At 48.4% G+C, this 20,389-nt stretch carries 20 protein-coding genes; 16 read left to right on the top strand and 4 right to left on the bottom strand.

The window, feature by feature from the left end:
• Nucleotides 1–38: 38 nt before the first annotated feature.
• Both PJDR2_RS16150 and PJDR2_RS16155 read left to right on the top strand, forming a co-directional pair.
• Nucleotides 39–1,151 carry a flavin monoamine oxidase family protein gene (locus PJDR2_RS16150; RefSeq protein ID WP_015844782.1) on the top strand — a complete coding sequence of 371 codons (1,113 nt, stop codon included), beginning with the start codon at nucleotides 39–41 and terminating at the stop codon, nucleotides 1,149–1,151.
• A 208-nt stretch (nucleotides 1,152–1,359) separates the two neighbouring features.
• Nucleotides 1,360–2,685, top strand: coding sequence for an MFS transporter (locus PJDR2_RS16155; RefSeq protein ID WP_015844783.1), 1,326 nt, complete (start codon nucleotides 1,360–1,362; stop codon nucleotides 2,683–2,685).
• A 97-nt stretch (nucleotides 2,686–2,782) separates the two neighbouring features.
• On the opposite strand, the gene PJDR2_RS16160 is transcribed toward PJDR2_RS16155, so the two are convergent.
• Nucleotides 2,783–4,030, bottom strand: a complete 1,248-nt coding sequence (locus PJDR2_RS16160; RefSeq protein ID WP_015844784.1) for an ATP-binding protein — start codon at nucleotides 4,028–4,030, stop codon at nucleotides 2,783–2,785.
• A gap of 112 nt (nucleotides 4,031–4,142) precedes the next feature.
• Between PJDR2_RS16160 and PJDR2_RS16165 the strand changes: the two genes are divergently transcribed.
• Complete coding sequence (locus PJDR2_RS16165) at nucleotides 4,143–4,406, top strand: membrane lipoprotein lipid attachment site-containing protein (RefSeq protein WP_015844785.1); 264 nt, start codon at nucleotides 4,143–4,145, stop codon at nucleotides 4,404–4,406.
• Between the two features lie 56 nt (nucleotides 4,407–4,462).
• Here PJDR2_RS16165 and PJDR2_RS16170 read toward each other — a convergent pair whose 3' ends face one another.
• Nucleotides 4,463–6,955, bottom strand: a complete 2,493-nt coding sequence (locus tag PJDR2_RS16170; protein ID WP_015844786.1) for a glycoside hydrolase family 27 protein — start codon at nucleotides 6,953–6,955, stop codon at nucleotides 4,463–4,465.
• A gap of 311 nt (nucleotides 6,956–7,266) precedes the next feature.
• Here PJDR2_RS16170 and PJDR2_RS16175 point away from each other — a divergent pair, with 311 nt between their 5' ends.
• From PJDR2_RS16175 to PJDR2_RS16195, 5 genes are all read left to right on the top strand, one after another.
• Nucleotides 7,267–8,703: a PAS domain-containing sensor histidine kinase gene (locus PJDR2_RS16175; RefSeq protein WP_015844787.1), complete on the top strand. Its 1,437-nt coding sequence runs from the start codon at nucleotides 7,267–7,269 to the stop codon at nucleotides 8,701–8,703.
• Between the two features lie 77 nt (nucleotides 8,704–8,780).
• Nucleotides 8,781–10,037, top strand: a complete 1,257-nt coding sequence (locus PJDR2_RS16180; protein ID WP_015844788.1) for a purple acid phosphatase family protein — start codon at nucleotides 8,781–8,783, stop codon at nucleotides 10,035–10,037.
• Nucleotides 10,038–10,147: 110 nt separating this feature from the next.
• Nucleotides 10,148–10,468: a YbjQ family protein gene (locus tag PJDR2_RS16185; RefSeq protein ID WP_015844789.1), complete on the top strand. Its 321-nt coding sequence runs from the start codon at nucleotides 10,148–10,150 to the stop codon at nucleotides 10,466–10,468.
• Nucleotides 10,468–10,692 carry a hypothetical protein gene (locus PJDR2_RS16190; RefSeq protein WP_015844790.1) on the top strand — a complete coding sequence of 75 codons (225 nt, stop codon included), beginning with the start codon at nucleotides 10,468–10,470 and terminating at the stop codon, nucleotides 10,690–10,692. Before PJDR2_RS16185 ends, PJDR2_RS16190 begins: the two co-directional genes overlap by 1 nt.
• Before the next feature lie 17 nt (nucleotides 10,693–10,709).
• Nucleotides 10,710–11,471: a spermidine synthase gene (locus PJDR2_RS16195; protein WP_015844791.1), complete on the top strand. Its 762-nt coding sequence runs from the start codon at nucleotides 10,710–10,712 to the stop codon at nucleotides 11,469–11,471.
• A gap of 70 nt (nucleotides 11,472–11,541) precedes the next feature.
• Here PJDR2_RS16195 and PJDR2_RS16200 read toward each other — a convergent pair whose 3' ends face one another.
• Nucleotides 11,542–12,438 (bottom strand): AraC family transcriptional regulator, encoded by an 897-nt coding sequence (locus PJDR2_RS16200; protein WP_015844792.1) that lies wholly within the window; start codon nucleotides 12,436–12,438, stop codon nucleotides 11,542–11,544.
• 129 nt (nucleotides 12,439–12,567) lie between these two features.
• Here PJDR2_RS16200 and PJDR2_RS16205 point away from each other — a divergent pair, with 129 nt between their 5' ends.
• Nucleotides 12,568–13,395 carry a phytanoyl-CoA dioxygenase family protein gene (locus PJDR2_RS16205; protein WP_015844793.1) on the top strand — a complete coding sequence of 276 codons (828 nt, stop codon included), beginning with the start codon at nucleotides 12,568–12,570 and terminating at the stop codon, nucleotides 13,393–13,395.
• A gap of 68 nt (nucleotides 13,396–13,463) precedes the next feature.
• Here the strand turns inward: PJDR2_RS16205 and PJDR2_RS16210 are convergent, their stop codons facing one another.
• A complete protein-coding gene (locus tag PJDR2_RS16210; protein WP_015844794.1) occupies nucleotides 13,464–14,459 on the bottom strand; it encodes an SDR family oxidoreductase in 996 nt (331 codons plus the stop codon).
• 187 nt (nucleotides 14,460–14,646) lie between these two features.
• Between PJDR2_RS16210 and PJDR2_RS16215 the strand changes: the two genes are divergently transcribed.
• The 7 genes from PJDR2_RS16215 (at nucleotide 14,647) to PJDR2_RS16245 (ending at nucleotide 20,257) form a co-directional block, all read left to right on the top strand.
• Nucleotides 14,647–15,312, top strand: a complete 666-nt coding sequence (locus PJDR2_RS16215) for a GntR family transcriptional regulator (protein ID WP_015844795.1) — start codon at nucleotides 14,647–14,649, stop codon at nucleotides 15,310–15,312.
• 49 nt (nucleotides 15,313–15,361) lie between these two features.
• On the top strand, nucleotides 15,362–16,123 hold the full coding sequence (locus PJDR2_RS16220; protein ID WP_015844796.1) for an SDR family NAD(P)-dependent oxidoreductase: 762 nt from the start codon (nucleotides 15,362–15,364) through the stop codon (nucleotides 16,121–16,123).
• 35 nt (nucleotides 16,124–16,158) lie between these two features.
• Nucleotides 16,159–17,256: a mandelate racemase/muconate lactonizing enzyme family protein gene (locus PJDR2_RS16225; RefSeq protein ID WP_015844797.1), complete on the top strand. Its 1,098-nt coding sequence runs from the start codon at nucleotides 16,159–16,161 to the stop codon at nucleotides 17,254–17,256.
• Between the two features lie 22 nt (nucleotides 17,257–17,278).
• Nucleotides 17,279–18,133, top strand: coding sequence for an amidohydrolase family protein (locus PJDR2_RS16230; protein WP_015844798.1), 855 nt, complete (start codon nucleotides 17,279–17,281; stop codon nucleotides 18,131–18,133).
• Nucleotides 18,130–18,903: an SDR family NAD(P)-dependent oxidoreductase gene (locus PJDR2_RS16235; RefSeq protein ID WP_015844799.1), complete on the top strand. Its 774-nt coding sequence runs from the start codon at nucleotides 18,130–18,132 to the stop codon at nucleotides 18,901–18,903. Before PJDR2_RS16230 ends, PJDR2_RS16235 begins: the two co-directional genes overlap by 4 nt.
• A 9-nt stretch (nucleotides 18,904–18,912) precedes the next feature.
• The gene (locus PJDR2_RS16240; RefSeq protein ID WP_015844800.1) at nucleotides 18,913–19,815 is read left to right on the top strand and encodes a fumarylacetoacetate hydrolase family protein; all 903 of its coding nucleotides are present in this window, start codon (nucleotides 18,913–18,915) and stop codon (nucleotides 19,813–19,815) included.
• 109 nt (nucleotides 19,816–19,924) lie between these two features.
• On the top strand, nucleotides 19,925–20,257 hold the full coding sequence (locus tag PJDR2_RS16245; RefSeq protein WP_015844801.1) for a winged helix-turn-helix transcriptional regulator: 333 nt from the start codon (nucleotides 19,925–19,927) through the stop codon (nucleotides 20,255–20,257).
• The last annotated feature ends 132 nt before the right edge of the window (nucleotides 20,258–20,389 follow it).

Consider the following 20,389-nt stretch of genomic DNA (forward strand, 5'->3'; position numbering starts at 1 on the left):
AGGGGATCAAGAAACTCCTTCCGAAAGGAGGATACCAAGTGAACCGTCAGGTTGTAATAGTAGGAGCTGGCTTGAGCGGCCTTCGTGCTGCGTCTTTACTTCATAAGCATGGCATCTTATGCAAGGTGCTAGAGGCTAGAGACCGGATTGGCGGCAGGGTTCTAAGCGACTCTGTTGCAAGTCGGCTAGAGCTTGGCAAATTTGACCTTGGACCGACATGGTTCTGGCCGCAATATGAGAGCGCGATTGCCGATCTTGCCATCGAACTGAACTTGGGAACCTTTATTCAGTACACCAGCGGGACAATTCTACTGGAACGCTCACGCAACGAAGCGCCAGAGCATTTTTTGCTGCCAGATAACGCTAACCCCAGTTCGATACGGTTCACGGGAGGAGTACAATCGCTTATTGACGCATTAGCCAATACGATTCCTCCCGGGACAATCGACTTGGGAACTCGTGTTACAGCTCTTCGGCTTGATAAGAATGGTTTGGTAACGATTGAAGCAGACCTCGCGGATGGAGGGAGAAAACAATTTTCGGCTAACACGGTTATTCTGGCGCTCCCGCCTCGAATAGTTGAGCAACATATTGAATTCTCACCGTTGCTTCCACCAGAGCTAACTTCTGATCTTGTTAATAAACCTACATGGATGGCAGGACAAGCCAAGGCAGTTGTTATTTACGAGCGTCCTTTTTGGAGAGAAACGGGACTCTCCGGTTTCGCATCAAGCCGGGTCGGGCCTTTGCAGGAAATCCATGACGCTTCTCCGGGTTCAGGGGCTGGAGCGCTGTTCGGTTTCTTCGGTATTCCTGCCAAAGCTCGCTATGAATTAGGGCAGGATGAGTTGGGACAATTGGTCATTAATCAGATGGAAAGGCTGTTCGGACCCGCTGCTCTTCAAGCGGTTGATTTTCTATACAAGGATTGGTCGGAGGATTCGGAAACGGCTGTTGAACAGGATCATTACCCGCTTACCAATTACCCGGCATACGGACGGCTGTTGGTAGATGGGGAATGGGAGAAGAAAATCATTTTCGCTGGAACAGAGACGGATTCGCAATTCGGCGGGCATCTGGAAGGCGCGCTTCGGTCCGCCGAAAGGGCCGTCTCCGAAATAAACAGATGGTTAAGAGGTGGGACACATTGAAGATGATGAGAGCTATACAGATTCCGGCTAAAGGGGAAAAGATGAAGTTAGTTCAAATCCCATTCCGCAGCTAACCGATGTCCGCCCCGTAATCGAAAGCTTTCCTCTAGAATATGCTAGTGAAGCCTATGACAAAATGACGGCGGCAACCACTCGGTTTAGAGCCGTTCTCCGTATTTGTGATGATACCGTACAGGGGGCAAGGTAAATGTCGATACAACCGGCATTCGTTAAAGAAAAAAGGGATAACTCGCGAGAATTACTGCGACAATATGCGGCTTCCCCTGAGAAGCAGCGACAGCTGCACAAAAGAACGATGATTGTCGTTATTGCCTCTCAAATTTTTGGAGGCGCGGGATTAGCCGCAGGAATCACGGTAGGGGCATTGCTTGCGCAGGATATGCTTGGTACGGACAGCTATGCCGGCGTTCCGACTGCATTATTCACCTTGGGATCCGCTGCCGCCGCACTCGTCGTTGGTCGTCTGTCCCAACGGTTAGGCCGTCGTGCCGGGCTGGCAGCCGGCTTCTTAACAGGCGGGCTTGGTGCTGCAGGCATTGTCTTGGCATCAGTCATAAGCAGCATAACTCTATTGCTTCTTTCGCTGTTTGTTTATGGGGCAGGGACGGCAACCAACCTGCAGGCAAGATACGCAGGAACGGATCTGGCACTCCCGACAAGACGGGCTAAAGCAATCAGTACAGCTATGGTCTTCACAACCTTTGGCGCGGTCGCCGGACCCAATCTTGTGAATGTCACAGGTCGAATAGCAACATCATTTGGCGCTCCTGCTTTATCCGGTCCGTTTATGCTGGCAGCTGTCGCGTATAGTATAGCTGGATTTGTGCTGCTCATTTTTCTGCGACCAGATCCATTAATGGTGGCCAAAGCAATATCAGAAGTTCAAGCTCAAAATGATATTCGCAACGATCCGCAGCATCCACAACCATTAGATACGATGATCGATAAAAGAGGAATCATTGTTGGTGCGTCGGTAATGGTATTAACCCAAGTTGTTATGATTGCGATTATGACCATGACACCCGTTCACATGAAACACCACGGACACGGACTTGGAGACGTGGGTATCGTGATCGGAATTCACGTTGCAGCCATGTATCTGCCATCGTTGCTAACGGGTATTCTAGTCGATAGATACGGAAGATTGCCCATGTCTTATGCTTCCGGAATTACATTGCTCTTGGCTGGTTTACTGGCTGCTTTTGCACCCGGCGACAATATGGCCTTGCTTATTCTTGCACTTGCTCTTCTGGGATTGGGATGGAATTTCGGCTTAATTAGCGGTACAGCGGCAATAGTTGATGCCACCACTCCGCAAGTACGTGCTAAGACTCAAGGAACGGTAGATGTTTTAATCGCTTTGGCAGGGGCATCGGGAGGTGCATTATCCGGTATGGTTGTGGCTCAGTCCAGCTATTCGACACTTTCATTGGCGGGAGGGATTCTGGCTTTGCTTCTAATCCCCGTTGTCTTGTGGTCCCGGCGAAAAAAAACGTTCATAAATTCCGTTTAAACATTATGGCTTGCATTGCAAAGATTGATTCTTTTTTTTGATTGGTAATCAAAAACCGGAAACGAATTTCGTTTCCGGTTTTTGACTATCTGGAAAGTCACGCATGCCCATTCAAGGGAAGCGTAATGTAATACGTGGTTCCGGCTCCTTCCTTGCTGTGGACCACGATATTGCCGTTCATCCCCCGAATGACGCTGAAGATGACCATGGTCCCAAGACCGGTACCTTTATCTTTGGTCGTGTAATAAGGCGCTCCCAGCCGGTTAAGCTGTTCCTCGTTCATGCCCATTCCGGTATCGGAAATCGAAATGGTGACGTTTTTGATAGGCTCGTTAACCGTGTAAGACAAAGTTAGCTTCCCCCCGGCAGGCATTGCCTCGATAGCGTTCTTTCCGATATTGATAATGGCTTGCCTGAATTTGGACTTGCTGCCGTATACCGTTGCGGGATGCTTTACGTCCGTGAGGATCTCGACGTTCTGCATATTCGCGTAGGAGCTCAGGATTTGGGCCGCCTTGGAGAGCGCCTCCTCGAGGCTGATTGATTCGAACCTTTCGACCTGTGGCTTGGCAAGAGATAAATAATCGGAAATGATCGATTCCGCCCGGTCCAGCTCTTCGAGTGTTATAGCGGAGAATTCTTTTCGTTTATGATCACTAAGTGCCGGGTTGGACAACAGTTGAATGAAACCGCGGACGGACGTTAACGGGTTGCGGACTTCATGCGCGACGGAAGCTGCGATTTCGCTGACAACCTTCATTTTCTCCGCTTGGATGATTTCCTCTTGCATCCGATTCTGCGTCCGGATCATTTCAATCATGAAAACCAGCATTACCGCCATGATGCACTGAACAAGGATAAGAGGTAGACTTGGAACGAACGAAGCCATAAAAAAAGTCTCCTTGCCCTCGAGCAGAGCATAAAAATTGACGACCGTCACGCGCAAAAAGAAACACATTCCGGAAACAAGCAGCATTCTTTTCTTGGCCCCGGCTTTCTCGTATGTCTTGATGAGGAACAGCAGCAAAACGATTGTCGGCAGCAGCGAGAGGAAGTAATGAAAAAGATCGATGCCGCCCAAGATCTGCCTGTAAGTTAGCATACTGCCAAATAAGAGCAACGTCGTATAAAGGCCACCGTAGAGTGAACCGATGACGAGAGGAATAGCTCTGAGGTCGAGCACCGAATCGAAGAGTTTGACCGGAAAGGTCATTGTAATAATTAGAGGAATCAAAAATAAAACGTAAACGAAAAGCGGGTGTTTACGTTTATAGAAAGGTCCGTAAAAAATCAAAGGCAGGAAAATAATAAAAGCGTTGAGGATGAAGTCGGAATGAGAGATCATGAGAAGTTCCTTTCGTGAGTGCTTGCCAATGTTTTCGAGAAGAGAACTGTCATTTCCTTCAAACCGGCGGAGTTAATTTTATATGAATGTTGGGAACCGTTAGGACTTCTTTATGAAAAAAATTCTAGTCGTCCTATTGGCACTGTTCTTAACAACAGGATGTTCGATCCAAGCCAATACTGATGAACAATTGCCTAAAGAACAAATTGGCGAGGAAATCGGAAATATTCCCGCAGCTTGCAGTGTACCGGAATGCGCGGTGCCTCCTGGCAATACCTTTTATAGCATCAAAGGAAAGGACAGCAAGAAATATGTCGCCAGCCTAAGTTTCGATGGAGAAAAACACTACCGATGGACTAAAATAAATGAAGCATAAAACAACAGACAAGGCTGCCGATAATTCCGGCAGCCTTATTAGTTTTTTGCAATCTATTACGGGGTAACTCGAATGGAATCCAGCAGCATGTAAGTGCCGGATTTCTTAACGGCCTTTAGCGTATGGCTTCCGCTCGTCAAGCCAGTTGCTTGGAAAACGACTTGATTTACCTGCCTGGTGGTACTCGACGTGTTGACCGTCGCCTGTAGGATGTTGTCGATGTAAATGTCAACGTTGCCTTGGGACGAATCTTTCTCCGTAATGAGCTCGACGCCGGTGCCCGTGAACGCGAACTGTAAAAAATCGTTATTCGTCTGGGTGAAATGCACGTCGTTATTGTAATCGCCGAAACCGCGATTGCCGTTCAGCGACCAGGAACCGGTGTAGACGATGCCTGGATCGGTGTCGTTGTACTGGATGCGCGGACTTTTGATTCTGAATTGATCGAGCAGCATGTAGGTGCCGGATTTTTTTACGGCTTTGATCGTATGTGTGCCGCTTGTCAGACCACCAATGCTATACACGGTTTGTTGGACGAGGCGCGAAGGGCTATAGGTGTTTACGGTTTGCTTGAAGACGTTGTCGATGTAAATATCGACGTCGCCTTGGGCTGAATCCTTCTCCGTGACGAGGTCGATTCCTGTTCCGTTGAACGTGTATTGCACGAAATCGTTGTTTGTCTGCGTGAAATGGACATCGTCCTGATAATCGCCGAATCCTCTAGCACTGTTCAGAGACCAAGCGCCTGAATAAGTGATACCCGAATCCGTATCGTTCACCGCGAGCGGCGACGCCACGAAGAAGCGAAGCTTATCGAGCAGCATATAGGCGCCGGATTTCTTAACAACTTTCAGCGTATGCGTGCCGTTCGTCAGTCCGCTAACGCTGTATACGGTTTGCTGCGTCTGCCTCACGCTGTTATACGTATTAACTGTTCCTTTTAATACATTATCGAGATAGACGTCAACATTGCCTTGGTCGGGAGATTTCTCGGTAATTAGATCGATACCGGTGCCCTGGAAGGTGTATTCAAAAGCGTCGTTGTTCGTCTGGGTGTAATGCACGTCGTCCTGATAGTCGCCGAGTCCGCGGTTGTAGCCGCGCTGCCAGGCACCCGTATACTTGACTCCAGTATCGTCGTCGTTTGCGGTTACGGAACCGCCGGATGATGCCACCTTGAACAGCCGCGAAGCATGAGGCGGCAAATTAACGGAGCTGTAACCCGTATTGAACGATCCGAGGTCGTTGTGGCTCCACAGATCGCGCACCGCAGCGGCTCCGTTCAGACCTATGTCGTTCCAATTCACCGTCACCGTAGCGGCGGAAGACCCAAGGTTGAACAATCCGACGGTATACGTGCCGTCGCCGTTATTGGCGTACCAGACTTGCTGGTTGGACGAGGTCGATACGGGATGGGCTGGACGGCCTGCTTGGTTGACGGCAATGACTTCATCGTTCGTTAGAAGCGATAAGCCAAAAGCGTCCAGGTTGGTCAGATCGTTACCCGTATACAGCTGTGCCGAAGACATCGCCCACAGCGACATTGCCGTCTGCCGCTCATCCTGCGTTAACCCGTCCATCGCGCCGTTGCCGACGTTCAGCGAGTCGAAGTCGTTCCAGCCGCCCGGCCCGGCATCCCGCCACCAGACAGCAGCGTCCGGGAAGAGACGAGCGATGTTTGGCCAGCTTGTGAGCGCCGTATTGACGCAGTAGCATTCAACGTCCCAGTCGACGCGCCAGCCGTTGGCGTATTGCTTCCAGTAATCGACGTAATTGTGGTCGAGCGCCCACGAGATCTCGAACCAGATACCGCGCGAGCTGAGCGCCTGCGACCAAGCGGCAACGTCGCCGCGAGCGTCGATCGACGTATCGTTATGTCCGGAACCAGGTGTAACGCTGTCGAATTTCACGAAATCGACACCCCATGAATCGATCAGGTCCGCAATGGAATCAATGTACTTTTGGGCACATGCGTTACCGAAATCGATTTTGTAGTCCAGGCCCCAATAATCCGCGGTCTTAAGCGGTTGGACGGCGATGTCCTGCATCGAACAGCCCGGGGCGCCGTAAATCGGCAAATCAGCGTCATAGGCTTGAGGGGACAGACCCGGAATGAAATACAGGCCGAACTTTTGTCCGTTGGCATGCACGTAATTAATGACGTCGGTCAATCCGTTCGGATAAAGCGTCGTGCTTGGCACGGGCCGTCCATATCCGTCAAGGCCGCCATTCCAGCCCGCGTCCACGTTAATGTACTCGTACCCATGCGACTGCAGCTTCTGATGCATGGCGTCCGACTGTGCTTTGATCTGCGCCGCCGTGATCCAAGCGCCGTTGCCGGAATACACCTGCATGCTGTAGCTGCTCCAGCCCATTAACGGCTTAAGCGCCAATCCGTTATTCGCGGCCTCCGCGACCCGGGGCGGCAGGACGCCGTAACCCCCAAAGATGGCAGTCAGCAGCAGGGCGAGTCCCAGGACAATCGCACCAGCCGGTTTGACCGCTGAATACATCCTTGCGGAGATCCTTGCTTTGTACTGTACCTTCATGAATTCCTCTCCTTCGCATTGATAAAATGTCGTCAAGAAAACGTTGACCTCCGGTTGGAGAAATCATGAAAGACAGCGCTTTCTTTGCTCCGATCATAGTGGGTGCGACAACTGCCGGACAAGGTACAGTTAAGCGTTTTCAGGTACAATTTTCCTGTTTTGCCGAGAGTTGAGTTCATCTTGCCGGCAGATAGCCACTCAGGGAAAAGCAAGAGATATGGAAGCAAATGAAATAGGCTGGTATAATGCCTTATTGAGGATTAACTAATTTATTAGTAGGATTATGTAACTGCTTTTAAACGGAGGATTAGATGTATCCAAATTTGAATGACCATAGTCTTTTTTTACACGCATTTGAGAAATCTCCAATTGGAATGGCTTTATTATCTGCTGATGGAAGTTATTTAAAGGCTAATCCTTCTTTATGCAAAATGTTGGGATATCACGAAAGTGAATTAATAAATCTAAGCGTTAAATCCGGTACCCATCCTGACGATTTAGAAGCTGATTTGGAATTAAGGCGTAAATTGGCGCAGGGTGAGACGGATGGTTATCAAATTGAAAAAAGGTATATTCATAAATCCGGGCATATGATTTGGGGTCTTCTAAATGTAACTGTGGAAAGGAACCTGCAAGGGATAGATGGTAATCATATTTTCATCTCCCAAATCGTAGATATCTCGGAACAGAAAAAGAAAGAAGAAGAATACAAGAAGATTGAAGAGCTCCACAAGCTTATTTCTGAACATTCACAGGACGTTATCTTACGTTTAACTCCCGACGGAATTATCTCGTATGTCTCGCCAGCTGCCCGTTACCAGATCGGATACGAACCGGAAGAACTCATAGGGAAACATGCCTATGAGTATTGGCATCCGGATGATTTGAACGGCGGCTGGTTAAGGCGGGGTAATCCCGATCAATCGGATAGCAGAATATTCGTGTACCGTCTTCGGCATAAAAGCGGTCATTATATCTGGCAAGAAGCTCACTCTAAAAAAATAAGAAATGCCGCAGGAGAAATTCAACATGTTATCAGCATGGGGCGCGATGTAACGGAACGGGTACATTCGGAAGAGTTAATCCGAAGATCAGAAAAGCTCTCCTTAATTGGCGAGCTTGCAGCCGGCATCGCTCATGAAATCAGAAATCCGTTGACTAGTTTACGAGGATTTATGCAAATGTATTTGAAAGAGGATAAGGACGGTTCAAAGAAATTGCGTAATGATGTCATGATATCGGAAATCGATCGAATCAATGAAATCGTAAGCGAGCTTCTCGTATTGGCCAAGCCGTCAAATGAGGTCTATGAGTTAAGGGACGTTGTACATCTATTAACTCACGTGACAAGATTATTTGAAGGGCAAGCCAACCTGTACAACGTTCAAATAAAGCATGAATTCGACGCCAATCTACCGCTAATTGAATGTCAAAGCAGTATCAATCAAGTCTTTATCAATGTTTTTAAGAATGCCATAGAGTCCATGCCTAAAGGCGGAGAAGTGTCTCTGCAAGCTAAGCAAATAAAGGATCGAATAAACATTCGAATTAAAGACACAGGGTATGGAATCCCGCATGAGGACATAACCAAGATTGGCAATCCTTTTTTCACTACGAAAGAAACAGGAACAGGATTAGGATTAATGGTTTCGATGAGGATCATCCAAAATCATAAAGGAACGATGCGAATCGAGAGTGAAGTTGGGAAAGGAACCATGGTTGAAATTATTTTGCCGATCAACAAATAGTATTCAGGCCTGCGCATGCTTAAAGTTTAAGTATGCTTTGGGCTTTTTTATTTTTTATTGGAAAGGATGGTATTACAATGATTCCAACTCGAAATAACCGGCGGATATACCTCTTTTTCGTCATTCTATCATTATTGATCGTTGGTTTTGGAATTTTGATTAATCAGCAAAGAGAGGGCGGGGCGAAGACGTCATCCTCCGCTTGGTCTCCTGTTTCACTCGTGTCGACTTTTAAGTCGGATCCTCATTCAAGCAGGGCATTCACCTGGTACACGCAAAGCTCAGATCTGGCATCCGTGCTGCAGGTGGTACCGTACCTGTCTACTGAAACGCCTACTTTCGAGGGAGACGGGGTACTTGTGTTTAAGGGAACAAGCGATTCCATAGATACCGGGGATACTGGAATACAAGGGGTTCATAAAGCGGAAGCAACAGGACTAGCTCCGGGTACATCGTATGCCTATCGGGTAGGGGATGGTGATCAGGAACACTGGAGCGACGTATACAAATTCACGACAGAGCAAGAGGGAACGACCGATTTTACTTTTATCAACGTAGCGGATTCTCAGGGAACCACCCTTAGTGATTTCCAGATATGGGGTAAAACGCTGAATAAGGCATTTCAAACGTTTCCCAAATCATCCTTCATTGTTCATAATGGGGACCTGACAGAGAATCCCGACGATGAATCGGGTTGGGAAAATCTCTTTGGCGAGGCTAGAAAATGGGTCACGGCATTTCCGTTTATGCCCGTAACCGGAAACCATGACGAAGTGGATGATAATGCTGAGCGTTTTGTCTCCCATTTCAACGTACCCGTTAACGGCTCGGAAAGCTCCATCGTTGGAACAACGTATTCCTTCGATTATGGCGATGTTCACTTCGTTATGTTAAACACGGAATCCAAACTTAAAGACCAGGCAAAGTGGCTGGAGCAAGATCTTGCGGCTACGAACAAAACGTGGCTTATCGTTTCCCTCCATCGAGGGCCATACGCGGGAAACCAGAAGGAATCGGTGCTCAAGCAGTTCGTTCCCGTATTCGATAAATACAAAGTCGATCTCGTCCTGCAAGGCCATAATCATGAATATGCCCGTTCTTACCCAATGAGAAATAACAAGATCGTATCCGACAACGAAGGAACCGTATACGTGGTGACAAATACTTCCGGGCAAAAATTCAACGAGAAGAAGGAAGACCTGTTCTACCAGAAGGTTCATTTCCAAAATTATAAACAGATGTTTGCAGGCATCCATGTAAGTGGGGACACTTTGAGCTACAAGGCTTATGACGCGGACGGCAAGCTATTAGACCAGTTTGAGTTGATTAAGTAAAGAATATATAACAAATGAGCAAGAACCGAAAAGACAGGATTTTACGTCTCCGTATAGAATTTCTCGTCTAAGATGAAATCCTAACTAATTTCGAAAAGGGGTTATTTGCTATGATCGCTGTAACAACTGAAAATATTCAAGGTTACAGAGTTGTCGAAATGAAAGGACCTGTATTTGGTCTTATTGTGAGAAGCAGAGGGATTGGCGGCGACATCATGGCTGGCTTGAAATCCCTCGTTGGCGGCGAAATCAAACAATACACAGCAATGCTTGAAGATTCGAGGAAAGAAGCAATGGACCGCATGATTAAAAATGCCACTCAAATGGGCGCGAACGCTATTGTCATGATGAGATACGATTCGGGCGAGATTGGTAAGAACATGAGTGAAATCGTTGCTTACGGAACGGCTGTCGTTGTGGAGAAAATGTAATGAAATGGGTAATCGGCTATTATGTATTGGAAGGTATATTCATCCTATTATGCATTCTGCTAGGTTACTTCATTTACGACAAACGATTCAACCGTAACCACGGCTCCAAGGTTCCCGATGGTTACCATGCGACGAATGAAATCAATATTGATCCTGTGACAAATGAAAAAACAAGGGTTTATTATAATCCTGAAACCGGGGATCGATTTTATCGAAAGTTATAACGAAAGGAGACCGCGCCATGCGCGTGCTTTATGAAGCAGCTTCCGGGGAAGGACGCGACGAATTTGTCGTGGGCGACGTAAACGAGCTATTCGGCAAGAAGGGGAACTTCCGGGTGCTGCAATTTTCGGATGCAGCCGTGCAAGGAGCGCTGGATCTAGATGATCCACAGCGGATCGTGTTCGAATATCCACAGGCTATCATTCATCTGCTGGAGCATAACCATCCACGACTGGAGCGCGTTTTTCAGATTGGACACGGGATCGGGACGATTGCCCGGCATTGCCGGGGCGCAAGGTTCATGACGGCGGAGCTCGACGAGCGGATCGTCCAAGCGAGCGGACAATATTTTGGTTCCGCCGGGGAATTCGTCGCGATTGGCGACGGCCGAAGTATTCTGGAAGGCGAGGAAGCGGAGACGTACGATGGCATTATCGTAGACGCGTTCACGGACAGAGGCGTGCCGGGGCATTTGACAACGGACCGTTTCTTTGCGACAGCGGCGGACAAGCTTGACGCCGAAGGAATAATCGTGCTGAACGTGACTGGCAAAGGACCTGGCGACCGGCTGATCGGCGCCCTCCACGCAACGATGCGCGAGTCTTTCACTCACGTATCGGCCTTTATGCTGCCCGCGGACCGGGCGTCCGAGACACGGAACGTGCTGCTTGCAGGGCGGAATAGCCGAATCGAATGCCGGGCTCGGGATATGGCCGGCTTCGTTCCTTTCGAGCCCGCTCCGGGACATGTCATTATGGAATTAGTGAAACCATTCTTTTGAATATTCTTTACAGAGGGGCACCCAATCGGGTGCCCTTAATTTAATTATTAATAATACGACAGATACTTGTTTATTCACTTGTTGATTTATGATGCGCGGCCCGCCATTGGCTGGGAGTTATGCCGGTAACTTTTTTAAACACTGTGCTGAAATGCTGGCTCGTCTTGAAGTCAAGAGTTAAAGCAAGGCTCGTAATGGGAGCATCTGAATGCATTAACAACTGGGCGGCATACTCTACACGTTTACGTTCCACGAATGAAGAGGGCGACTGACCAAAGCTTTGCCGAAACAATCGGTAGAAATGGGATTCACTTATACCAATTGAGGCTGCAATGTCCCGATTGTTCCAATGCTTCTCAGGGTTTCGTTGCATGTTCTCTACAATAGAACGCAAACCAGCTTGCAGATCTTCCGGGATATGCAAATCAGGAGGAGGCTCGGTCATGTTAAGAATAAGATCCAGTACAAAATGACGAACTTTCAGTTTAAGCCAGGGCTGCGCTTCCGTACGAAGAGCATGCTGCAGCCTGCTGAAGCTTATTTTCAACTGGGCGTTAGTCCGTAAGACCCTAGGCAGGCTCTGCAATTTTTCTATGACGGAATCGGCTTCACATTTGCTTAGACCAAGCCAGGATGAATTCGTTGAAGGCATTGTAACAATCATCCACCAGATCGAGCAGGGCTCCATATAGTCCATACGCGCCCGGTGAGGTTCATTCGGGCGGGTATGAAACATCTCGCCGGCCCTTGTTTCATAGTGTTGTCCATTGACCTCCCAAGTTACTTTACCGCTTTCGATGAACACAAATTCAAAGGCTCCATCATGCTCGTGTTGTGACAATCTAAGCGCTTCGGTGAAATGATCATAGCCAAGCATGAGAAGTTCGGGAACCTTTACGGCATCGGAATTGTCATGTTCCTCCCCATCATATACCCAACGTCCTATACGGTCTTTCCCGGTTGTCATTGGCAAGTCTCCTTGTGTCAAATCGTATCCATGTATAAAATCCTATTCGATAGTTTCCGGGAAGTCAAAGTCTAAAAAAGCTGATATCTTAAATGGGAATCAACAATTTATAGGCGAAGAGGTGGAATTATGGGTTTTATTCCTTATGCAGTGACTGCGGAAGACAAACGGCATTTCGAGCGTGACGGTTATTGGATCAGCCCTAAACTTATTGACGACGAGACGATTGAAAAGCTTCGGCTGGCTCACGAGCGGATATGGGCATCCGACTTCGATGGCGATGGTTACCCCATGCATGATATTCGTATTCCCGAGAATAAAACGGCGTTGCGAAAACACGATAACGGCTGGTGGATTAATGACGAGGTTAAAAACGTTGTAACTCATCCGGATTTAGGACGTATGTCCGCTGATTTAATCGGTGAATCCTCGATTAGACTCTGGCATGATCAAGTTATCTACAAGCCTAGTGCCGCTGGCCAGGAAACCATGCTGGGCAATGTAGGATGGCATCAGGACTACGGCTTTTGGAGATGCAGCAGTACAACGAATATGGTAACAGTCTGGATTGCCTTGCAGGATACCGATCTAAACAATGGGGGAATGAGAACGATACTGGGTTCTCACAAGTGGGGAGTAGTGGAAGGCAGTGCTACTTTTTTTGACCCGGATTTGGATGGGCTAAAACAGAAATTTTCCGAATTGGGGGAATGGAAGGATGAGCCGTGCATTTTGAGAGCTGGCCAGGCTAGCTTCCACCATGGATTAACGTTCCACGGCTCCGGACCAAATCTGTCAGAGCAACCGCGGCTTTCCATTGTCGCACATTTGATGCCTGGGGATACCGTTTATAAATCAGGCAGGGGAAGACATGACAATGTTCGTCTAATAGGTCCTAGGCCACTCGATGGACAGCCTTTCAATAACGAATATTTCCCTTTGCTTTACAGTAAATAAGCATAGAATAGTTCAAAGCAATAAAATGGCAGCTGATCCCTAATCAGCTGCCATTACCGACCATCCATTCAATTGATGCTAGCTAAAAAGTTCTCGTAAGAAGAAATCATCTTGTCCATCCTGGCGTTAAGCTCTTCGTCAATGGTCTGAAGCTCCGGATATGCTTCGAAATAGGCGAGTGATTGCCTGATGCCACGTTCGAAATTCATTGTGGCCTGATAGCCGGGATTCCGATTGTCGACGACGTAACTATTGCTTGCGTCCCCGAACAAACCTGCTTTGTACTCAGGCAAAAACAAAGAAATACATTCCGAAGTCATGTGAATGGCTTCCGGTTCCACGCCTGCGGCCTTGCCAATCGCAGCCAGGTATTGGTTCCACGTTTTCACCTCATCGGACGTGATGTGGAACGCTTGGCCGAGTGTCTGGCTGTTGCCAAGCAATCCGACCAGGCCTTTGGCGAAATCGCTATTGTGCGTAATCGTCCAGAGCGAGGTGCCGTCGCCCGGAACGATGATTTTTTTCCCTCTGCGTATGCGGTCGATCAGCGTCCAGGGGTGAGCTCCGCTCGTTACCGCGAAAGGAATCGCGGTCTCCCCATACGTGTGCGAAGGCCGAACGATCGTTGCGGGGAACCCCGTCTCCCGGTATGCCCGTATCAACCGTTCTTCACAGGCGATTTTGTCGACGGCGTACTGCCAGCCCGGGTTATGTTGGGGAGCCGACTCATCGAACAGATAATGGCTTGGCGGACGTTGATAGGTCGCTACCGTGCTGATGAAAATATATTGATCCGTCTTATTCGCGAACATCTCGACATCCCGTTCAATATCCTCCGGCTTGAAGGCGATCCAATCGACCACAGCATCAAAATACTTCCCATCCAACAGCTTCTTCATGGCGACTCGATCGTTGATATCCCCGTGAAGCACATTAGCACCTTGGGGCACATTACCTTGCCGGCGGCCTCGATTCAAGAGATAGAGTTCTATTCCTTGTTGCAGCGCCAACCTAGAGGCTGCCGTACTGATAAGACCCGTTCCTCCGATAAACAGTACCTTCACGACTATCGCTCCTTTGAATGAGAGATTCCTTCAAGCGTTATTGTAGCACACTAGTAAATGCGGATCGTGATCTAGTTGCGGCTTTGCGCGAGACCAATAGGAGGCGAGAAATTCATTGTTGCAATAAATGGAAACCTTAGCTAGAATTAATCGTGTATGATATATGAAACGGCAAGGCGATGATGTAATGAAAAAAAACTTAAATCGTTACGTACTAACGGAAGAAATCTACACGCTGCTTAAAGGCCATATTCTAAACCACGAGATTGCGCCAGGCGAGAAAATCAATATCGATCAATTGGCTCGCGATCTCGAGGTCAGCAATATCCCGATCCGCGAAGCGCTGTCCCGATTAGCAGCCGAGGGCTTGGTAGACACGGTACCTTTCAAAGGCATGTTCGTAGCCAAGATGTCATTGCAAGAACTGGACGAAATGTTCGAAATACGAATGGAGCTGGAGTGTCTCTCTATCCGCAAAGCTGTTCATTCGATCCCCGCTTCACAATTGGAACAATTGAAAAAAGATATGGAAGAGTACCCGCGTTCCGATCTCTCGTCGGGCGAGCAGCGCATTCAGGTTATTGCCGAGATGAATGAGAGCTTGCACGGTTTGATTCTGAATTACTGCGGCAACCAATCGTTGAAAAGCTTAATCGAGACTTATATTGAAAAAATCCAAAGATATTTGGCCTTGTACCAAAAGGATTTAAACGCTCAGCTGATTCAAGACGAGTGGGAAGAACATATGCGGATCGTTCAATTTTTATTGGTAAGGGATGAACAATCTGCGGAACAAGCACTTAAGCAACATCTGGAAAACTCGTACAAACGGACGCGTGCGTTCTTTGTATAAGTTTTTTCATCTTAAATCGTGTACGATACATGAAATAGGAGGTTTAAAGATGAAGTTATTAGGTAAAACGGCTATTGTCACCGGAGGTTCATCCGGCATCGGGGAAGCAATCGTCCGGTTATTTGCCGCTGAAGGAGCTAACGTGGTTATTGCTAACCGGAATGGGAATGATGCATCCCGGGTAATTGAACAAATGCAAACCAAAAACGGGAGCATCATCGCTGTTCAAACCGACGTGTCCAAGGATGAAGATGTTCGGCGTCTCATGCTGGAGACGGTACGTCAATTCGGACGCATCGATGTTGTGGTTAATAACGCAGCAGCCATCATGCCTAAGTACCTGGAAGAGGTGGAAGAGGAGGAATGGGATCGAATCTTCAATGTAAATCTGAAGAGTGTGTTTCTGATGATCAAGCATTCGATCGCGGAGCTCAAAAAAACGCGGGGATCAATCGTCAATATGTCTTCGCTGAATGGACTGATCGGACAAAAAATGAATCCGGTCTATGCAGCAACCAAAGGCGGGATGAACGCCCTGACCAAGGCGTTGGCACTGGATTATGCCCCTTACGGCGTTCGAGTGAACAGCATCTGTCCCGCTGGCGTTACGACGCCATTGCTGGAGCAATGGATCAGCCAACAGGATGATCCGGTTCAGACCGTTCGGGATTTGAACGCAATGCATCCTTTGGGCAGACCCGCGACATCGGAAGAAGTGGCGCAAACAGCTCTTTTCTTGGCCAGCGATGCCTCAGGTTTCGTGACAGGCGTTGCGCTTCCCGTCGACGGTGGCGCTTCGCTTGGTTATTAAAAGATGACAAATCTACATACGAGGGAGTTTTGAAGATGAAAATTACAAAAGTTGAAAGCTTTGTTCTGCATGTCCCCATTACACCACCGATTACCGATGCCATTAACGTAGCCACGCATTGGGGATTATCGGGCGTTCGCATCTATACGGATGAAGGGTTTATTGGCTACGGTTACACGGGGACTTGCGCGCATGGCGACGACATGATCGTCGATACGATCGACAAATACTACGCTCCGCTCCTCGTCGGTAAAGATCCGTTTATGGTGAAAGAATTGTGGAACGAGATGCGTTTCGGGAAAATGCATTGGATCGGACGATCCGGCGTGACTCATATGGCTTTGGCAGCGGTGGATATCGCGCTATGGGACATCATGTCGAAGGCATCAAACAAGCCATTATGGCAGTACCTAGGCGGAGCGAAATCTAAACCTATAAAAGCCTATAACACAAACGGCGGCTGGCTTAATTGGTCAAAGGAACGTTTGCTTAAAGACGTAACGGAGATCGTAGAATCGGGATTTACGGGCGTTAAAATCAAAGTCGGCAAGCCTGATCCCCGCGAAGATTATGATCGCTGCAAGGCAGTACGCAAAGCGATCGGCGACGACGTTATCTTCATGATTGACGTCAACCAGCAATGGAACATCAACACGGCGATGACTTGGGGCAAAAAGCTGGAGGAATTCGATCTGTTCTGGCTGGAGGAACCGCTCAATCCGGACGATATTATGGGACATAAAAAGCTTGCGGACGAACTTAACGTACCGATTGCTTTAGGCGAGCACGTGTACAACAAGTATGCCTTCCGGGATTATATTCACAATGGTGCGCTGGAGTATTGCCAAGTGGACGCAACCCGCGTTGCGGGTATTACCGAATGGCTTCAAGTAGCCGGTTTGGCTGCATCCTATGACGTGCCGGTATGTCCCCACGTAGGCGATATGGGCCAAATTCATCAGCATCTCGTCGCTTCGACGCCAAGCGCCATCATGCTCGAGTATATTCCGTGGATCCGGCATATTTTCGAAGAGCCGGCAACGGTGAAGGACGGTCATTACGTGCTGCCGCAAATGCCGGGTGCTTCCACAACTATCTTACCTCGATACTTCGACGAATATCGTATTCGATAATCAGCGAAGGGAAGAACCGACGATGCTAAGAATCGATGCGCATCAACACTATTGGGTGCTTTCTCGAGGCGATTATAAGTGGCTTACGCCTGCGCTTTCCGTCCTTTACAAAGATTATTTGCCCGTCGATCTGGAACCGATATTGCGAGAACACGGAATCGATCGGACGATCGTCGTTCAAGCCGCAGCTACGGAGGAAGAGACCCAATTCCTTCTCCAATTAGCCGAACGGTCGGAATCGATAGTTGGCGTGGTCGGGTGGGTCGATTTTGAAGGCGATGGTTTTGAAAGACAATTGGAAACGTTACGAACTCATCCAAAATTCATCGGCGTACGAATTATGCTTCAAGACGAGGAAGATCCCGGTTATGTGCTGAAGCCTCAGATCGTCAGCCGCTTGCGTCTGCTCGCGGATCGGGATATTCCGGTCGATTTGCTCGTGAAATCGCATCAACTTTCTTCCATTGCGACGCTAGTGCAACGGATACCTCATTTGCGCGGCGTCATCAATCATATCGGGAAACCCAATATAGCGGATCATGAGCTTAACCCGTGGAAACAATGGGTCGCAGAGATCGCGGACAATCCCCATATTTATTGCAAATTGTCGGGCATGGTGACGGAGGCTGATCCGCAGCTTTGGACATATACCGATTTCCAAGACTACATTCATTACGTCCTGCAAACTTTCGGAACCCATCGTCTCATGTTCGGCAGTGACTGGCCGGTTTGTTTACTGGCTGCTTCCTATTCGCAAGTTATGGATGTCGTGAACCATGCTTTGCCGCATTTGACGGCAGCGGAGCGTGACGAGCTTTTTGGCGGCAATGCGATCCGCTTCTATAAGCTCGAGAAAAAGATTGGAGGCACTCTATGAGGTTAGTCGATAAAGTCACTTTAATCACCGGGTCGGGATCAGGTATAGGCAGAAGCACCGCGCTGCGTTTCGGCGAGGAAGGAGCCTTGGTTATTGTAAACGACCTTGATGCCGTTAAAGGAGAAGAAACCGCGCAGCAGATCCGCGACAAAGGGGGCAAGGCGGCATTCATTCAAGCGAACGTCGCCGATCCGCAGTCCGTGCAAGAGCTTGTAAAACAATCGCATGAAAAGTACGGCCATATCGACGTGCTATTCAATAATGCGGGAATCAGCGGTGTCGGCGCCATCCACGAGACCGAGCCGGAGCAATGGGACCGGGTTATCGAAGTTAATGTACGCGGCGTTTTTCTAATGAGCAAATACGTCCTTCCCGGCATGATGGAGCGTAAGTCCGGGAACATCATCAATATGTCGTCTTGCATCGCGGAGATCGGACTTGCTCGCCGCGCCTCTTATTCGGCGTCCAAAGGCGCCGTGCTGGCCCTTACAAAATCGATGCAAGTCGATTACGCTCCATATAACATTCGCGTGAATGCCTTGCTGCCGGGAACGATACTGACGCCGTTTGTTGAAGATTTTCTTGCTAGATCGTATGACGATCCCAATATAGCATACGAATCTCTACGCAAACGCCAGCTAAGCGGAGACTTGGGCAGGCCGGAGGACGTTGCGCAAGCGGCTGTCTTCCTTGCGTCGGATGAATCTAAATTCATGATGGGATCCCCGTTATATATCGACGGAGGAGTCGTATTCGGAAAAAATGCTTAGGAGGACATTATGAAACTACTTACTTTTTTAGAGAACGGCCAATATAAACTTGGAATCAAAACGGACTTAGGCGTACTCGACGTCGCTTCCTCTGCACGGGAGCTCGGTATGGCCGGCAATGTGCCAACGGATATACATTCCGTCATTATCGAAGGGAAGCCAGCTGTCGAAGCGCTCGGCAATCTTGCGGATAAAGCCTCTGCTGACGCTCATTTAAGCCCCTATTGGCTCAATGAGGATTCGCTTAACTACGGTCCTTGCGTCACGAATCCGCAAAAAATCATTTGCATCGGGCTCAACTACCGCCGGCATGCGGAGGAGACAAACGCGACGATTCCGGAATATCCGATTTTATTTAACAAGTTCAACAACACGCTCACGGGGCACGGACACGATGTACCTCTCCCGCGCGTATCGAGCAAAGTGGATTACGAGGCCGAGCTCGCTATCGTCATCGGTAAGCAAGCAAAGTATCTTCCCGAAGAAGAAAATGCGCTGGATCACGTATTCGGATATTGCTGCGTCAATGATATTTCCGCGCGAGACTTGCAGATGAGGAGCCAACAATGGCTGCTCGGCAAATCATGCGATGGCTTCTCGCCGCTTGGTCCTTACTTGGTCACGGCGGATGAAGTAGGCGACCCAAACAACCTGGCGATTCGCACAACCGTAAACGGAGAAATCCGCCAAAACTCCAACACGTCCGATATGATCTTTCATTGCAAAGAGATCGTCAGCTATGTTTCCCGGCATATGACACTCTTGCCGGGAGACATCATCCTTTCAGGAACGCCGGAAGGTGTCGTGCTTGGTTACCCGCCGGAAAAGCAAGTCTATTTGAAGGATGGGGACATGGTCACGATCTCAATCGAAAAACTCGGCAGCATTACGAACCGTATGGTGAAGGAATAAGGACAGTAGGGCGATTTCATGATTGACTTGATTGCCGTGCTAACATAGAATTTTATTATGTTAATTTCAGTCAATACACTTCCTTTATAAGTAAGGGGATGATTCGTCAATGATTCATCAGCGTGAATGTCCGGTCGAGACGCTCCTTCATGTTTTAGGCGGCAAATGGAAGCCCATGATTATATGGCATTTGATAGAATCCAAAAAGAGATTCAACGACCTGGAAAAGCTAATACCCGATGTTTCGCAAAAAATGCTCTCGCAGCATCTCCGAGATTTGGAACGAGAAGGGATCGTCGACAGAACGGTCTATCCGGACGTCCCCCCAAGGGTAGAATATTCGCTTAGCGAATATGGCAAAACCTTGATTCCCGTAGCAGAAGTGATGTGTGCTTGGGGAGAAAATCATAATAAGCGGAAATATGAAGAGTCAGCGTCATAGAGCTGGTTCAAACAACAGGCTGCCACGGATCCCGGGCAGCTTTTTTTGTCTTCCTGCGGCCACACTACTTAAACTTACTTTTAAGTAAGTACCCTACTTTAAAGTGGGTTCTTAACAACATTTTAAAGCGAT

Source organism: Paenibacillus sp. JDR-2 (assembly GCF_000023585.1).
Taxonomy (GTDB): Bacteria; Bacillota; Bacilli; order Paenibacillales; family Paenibacillaceae; genus Pristimantibacillus.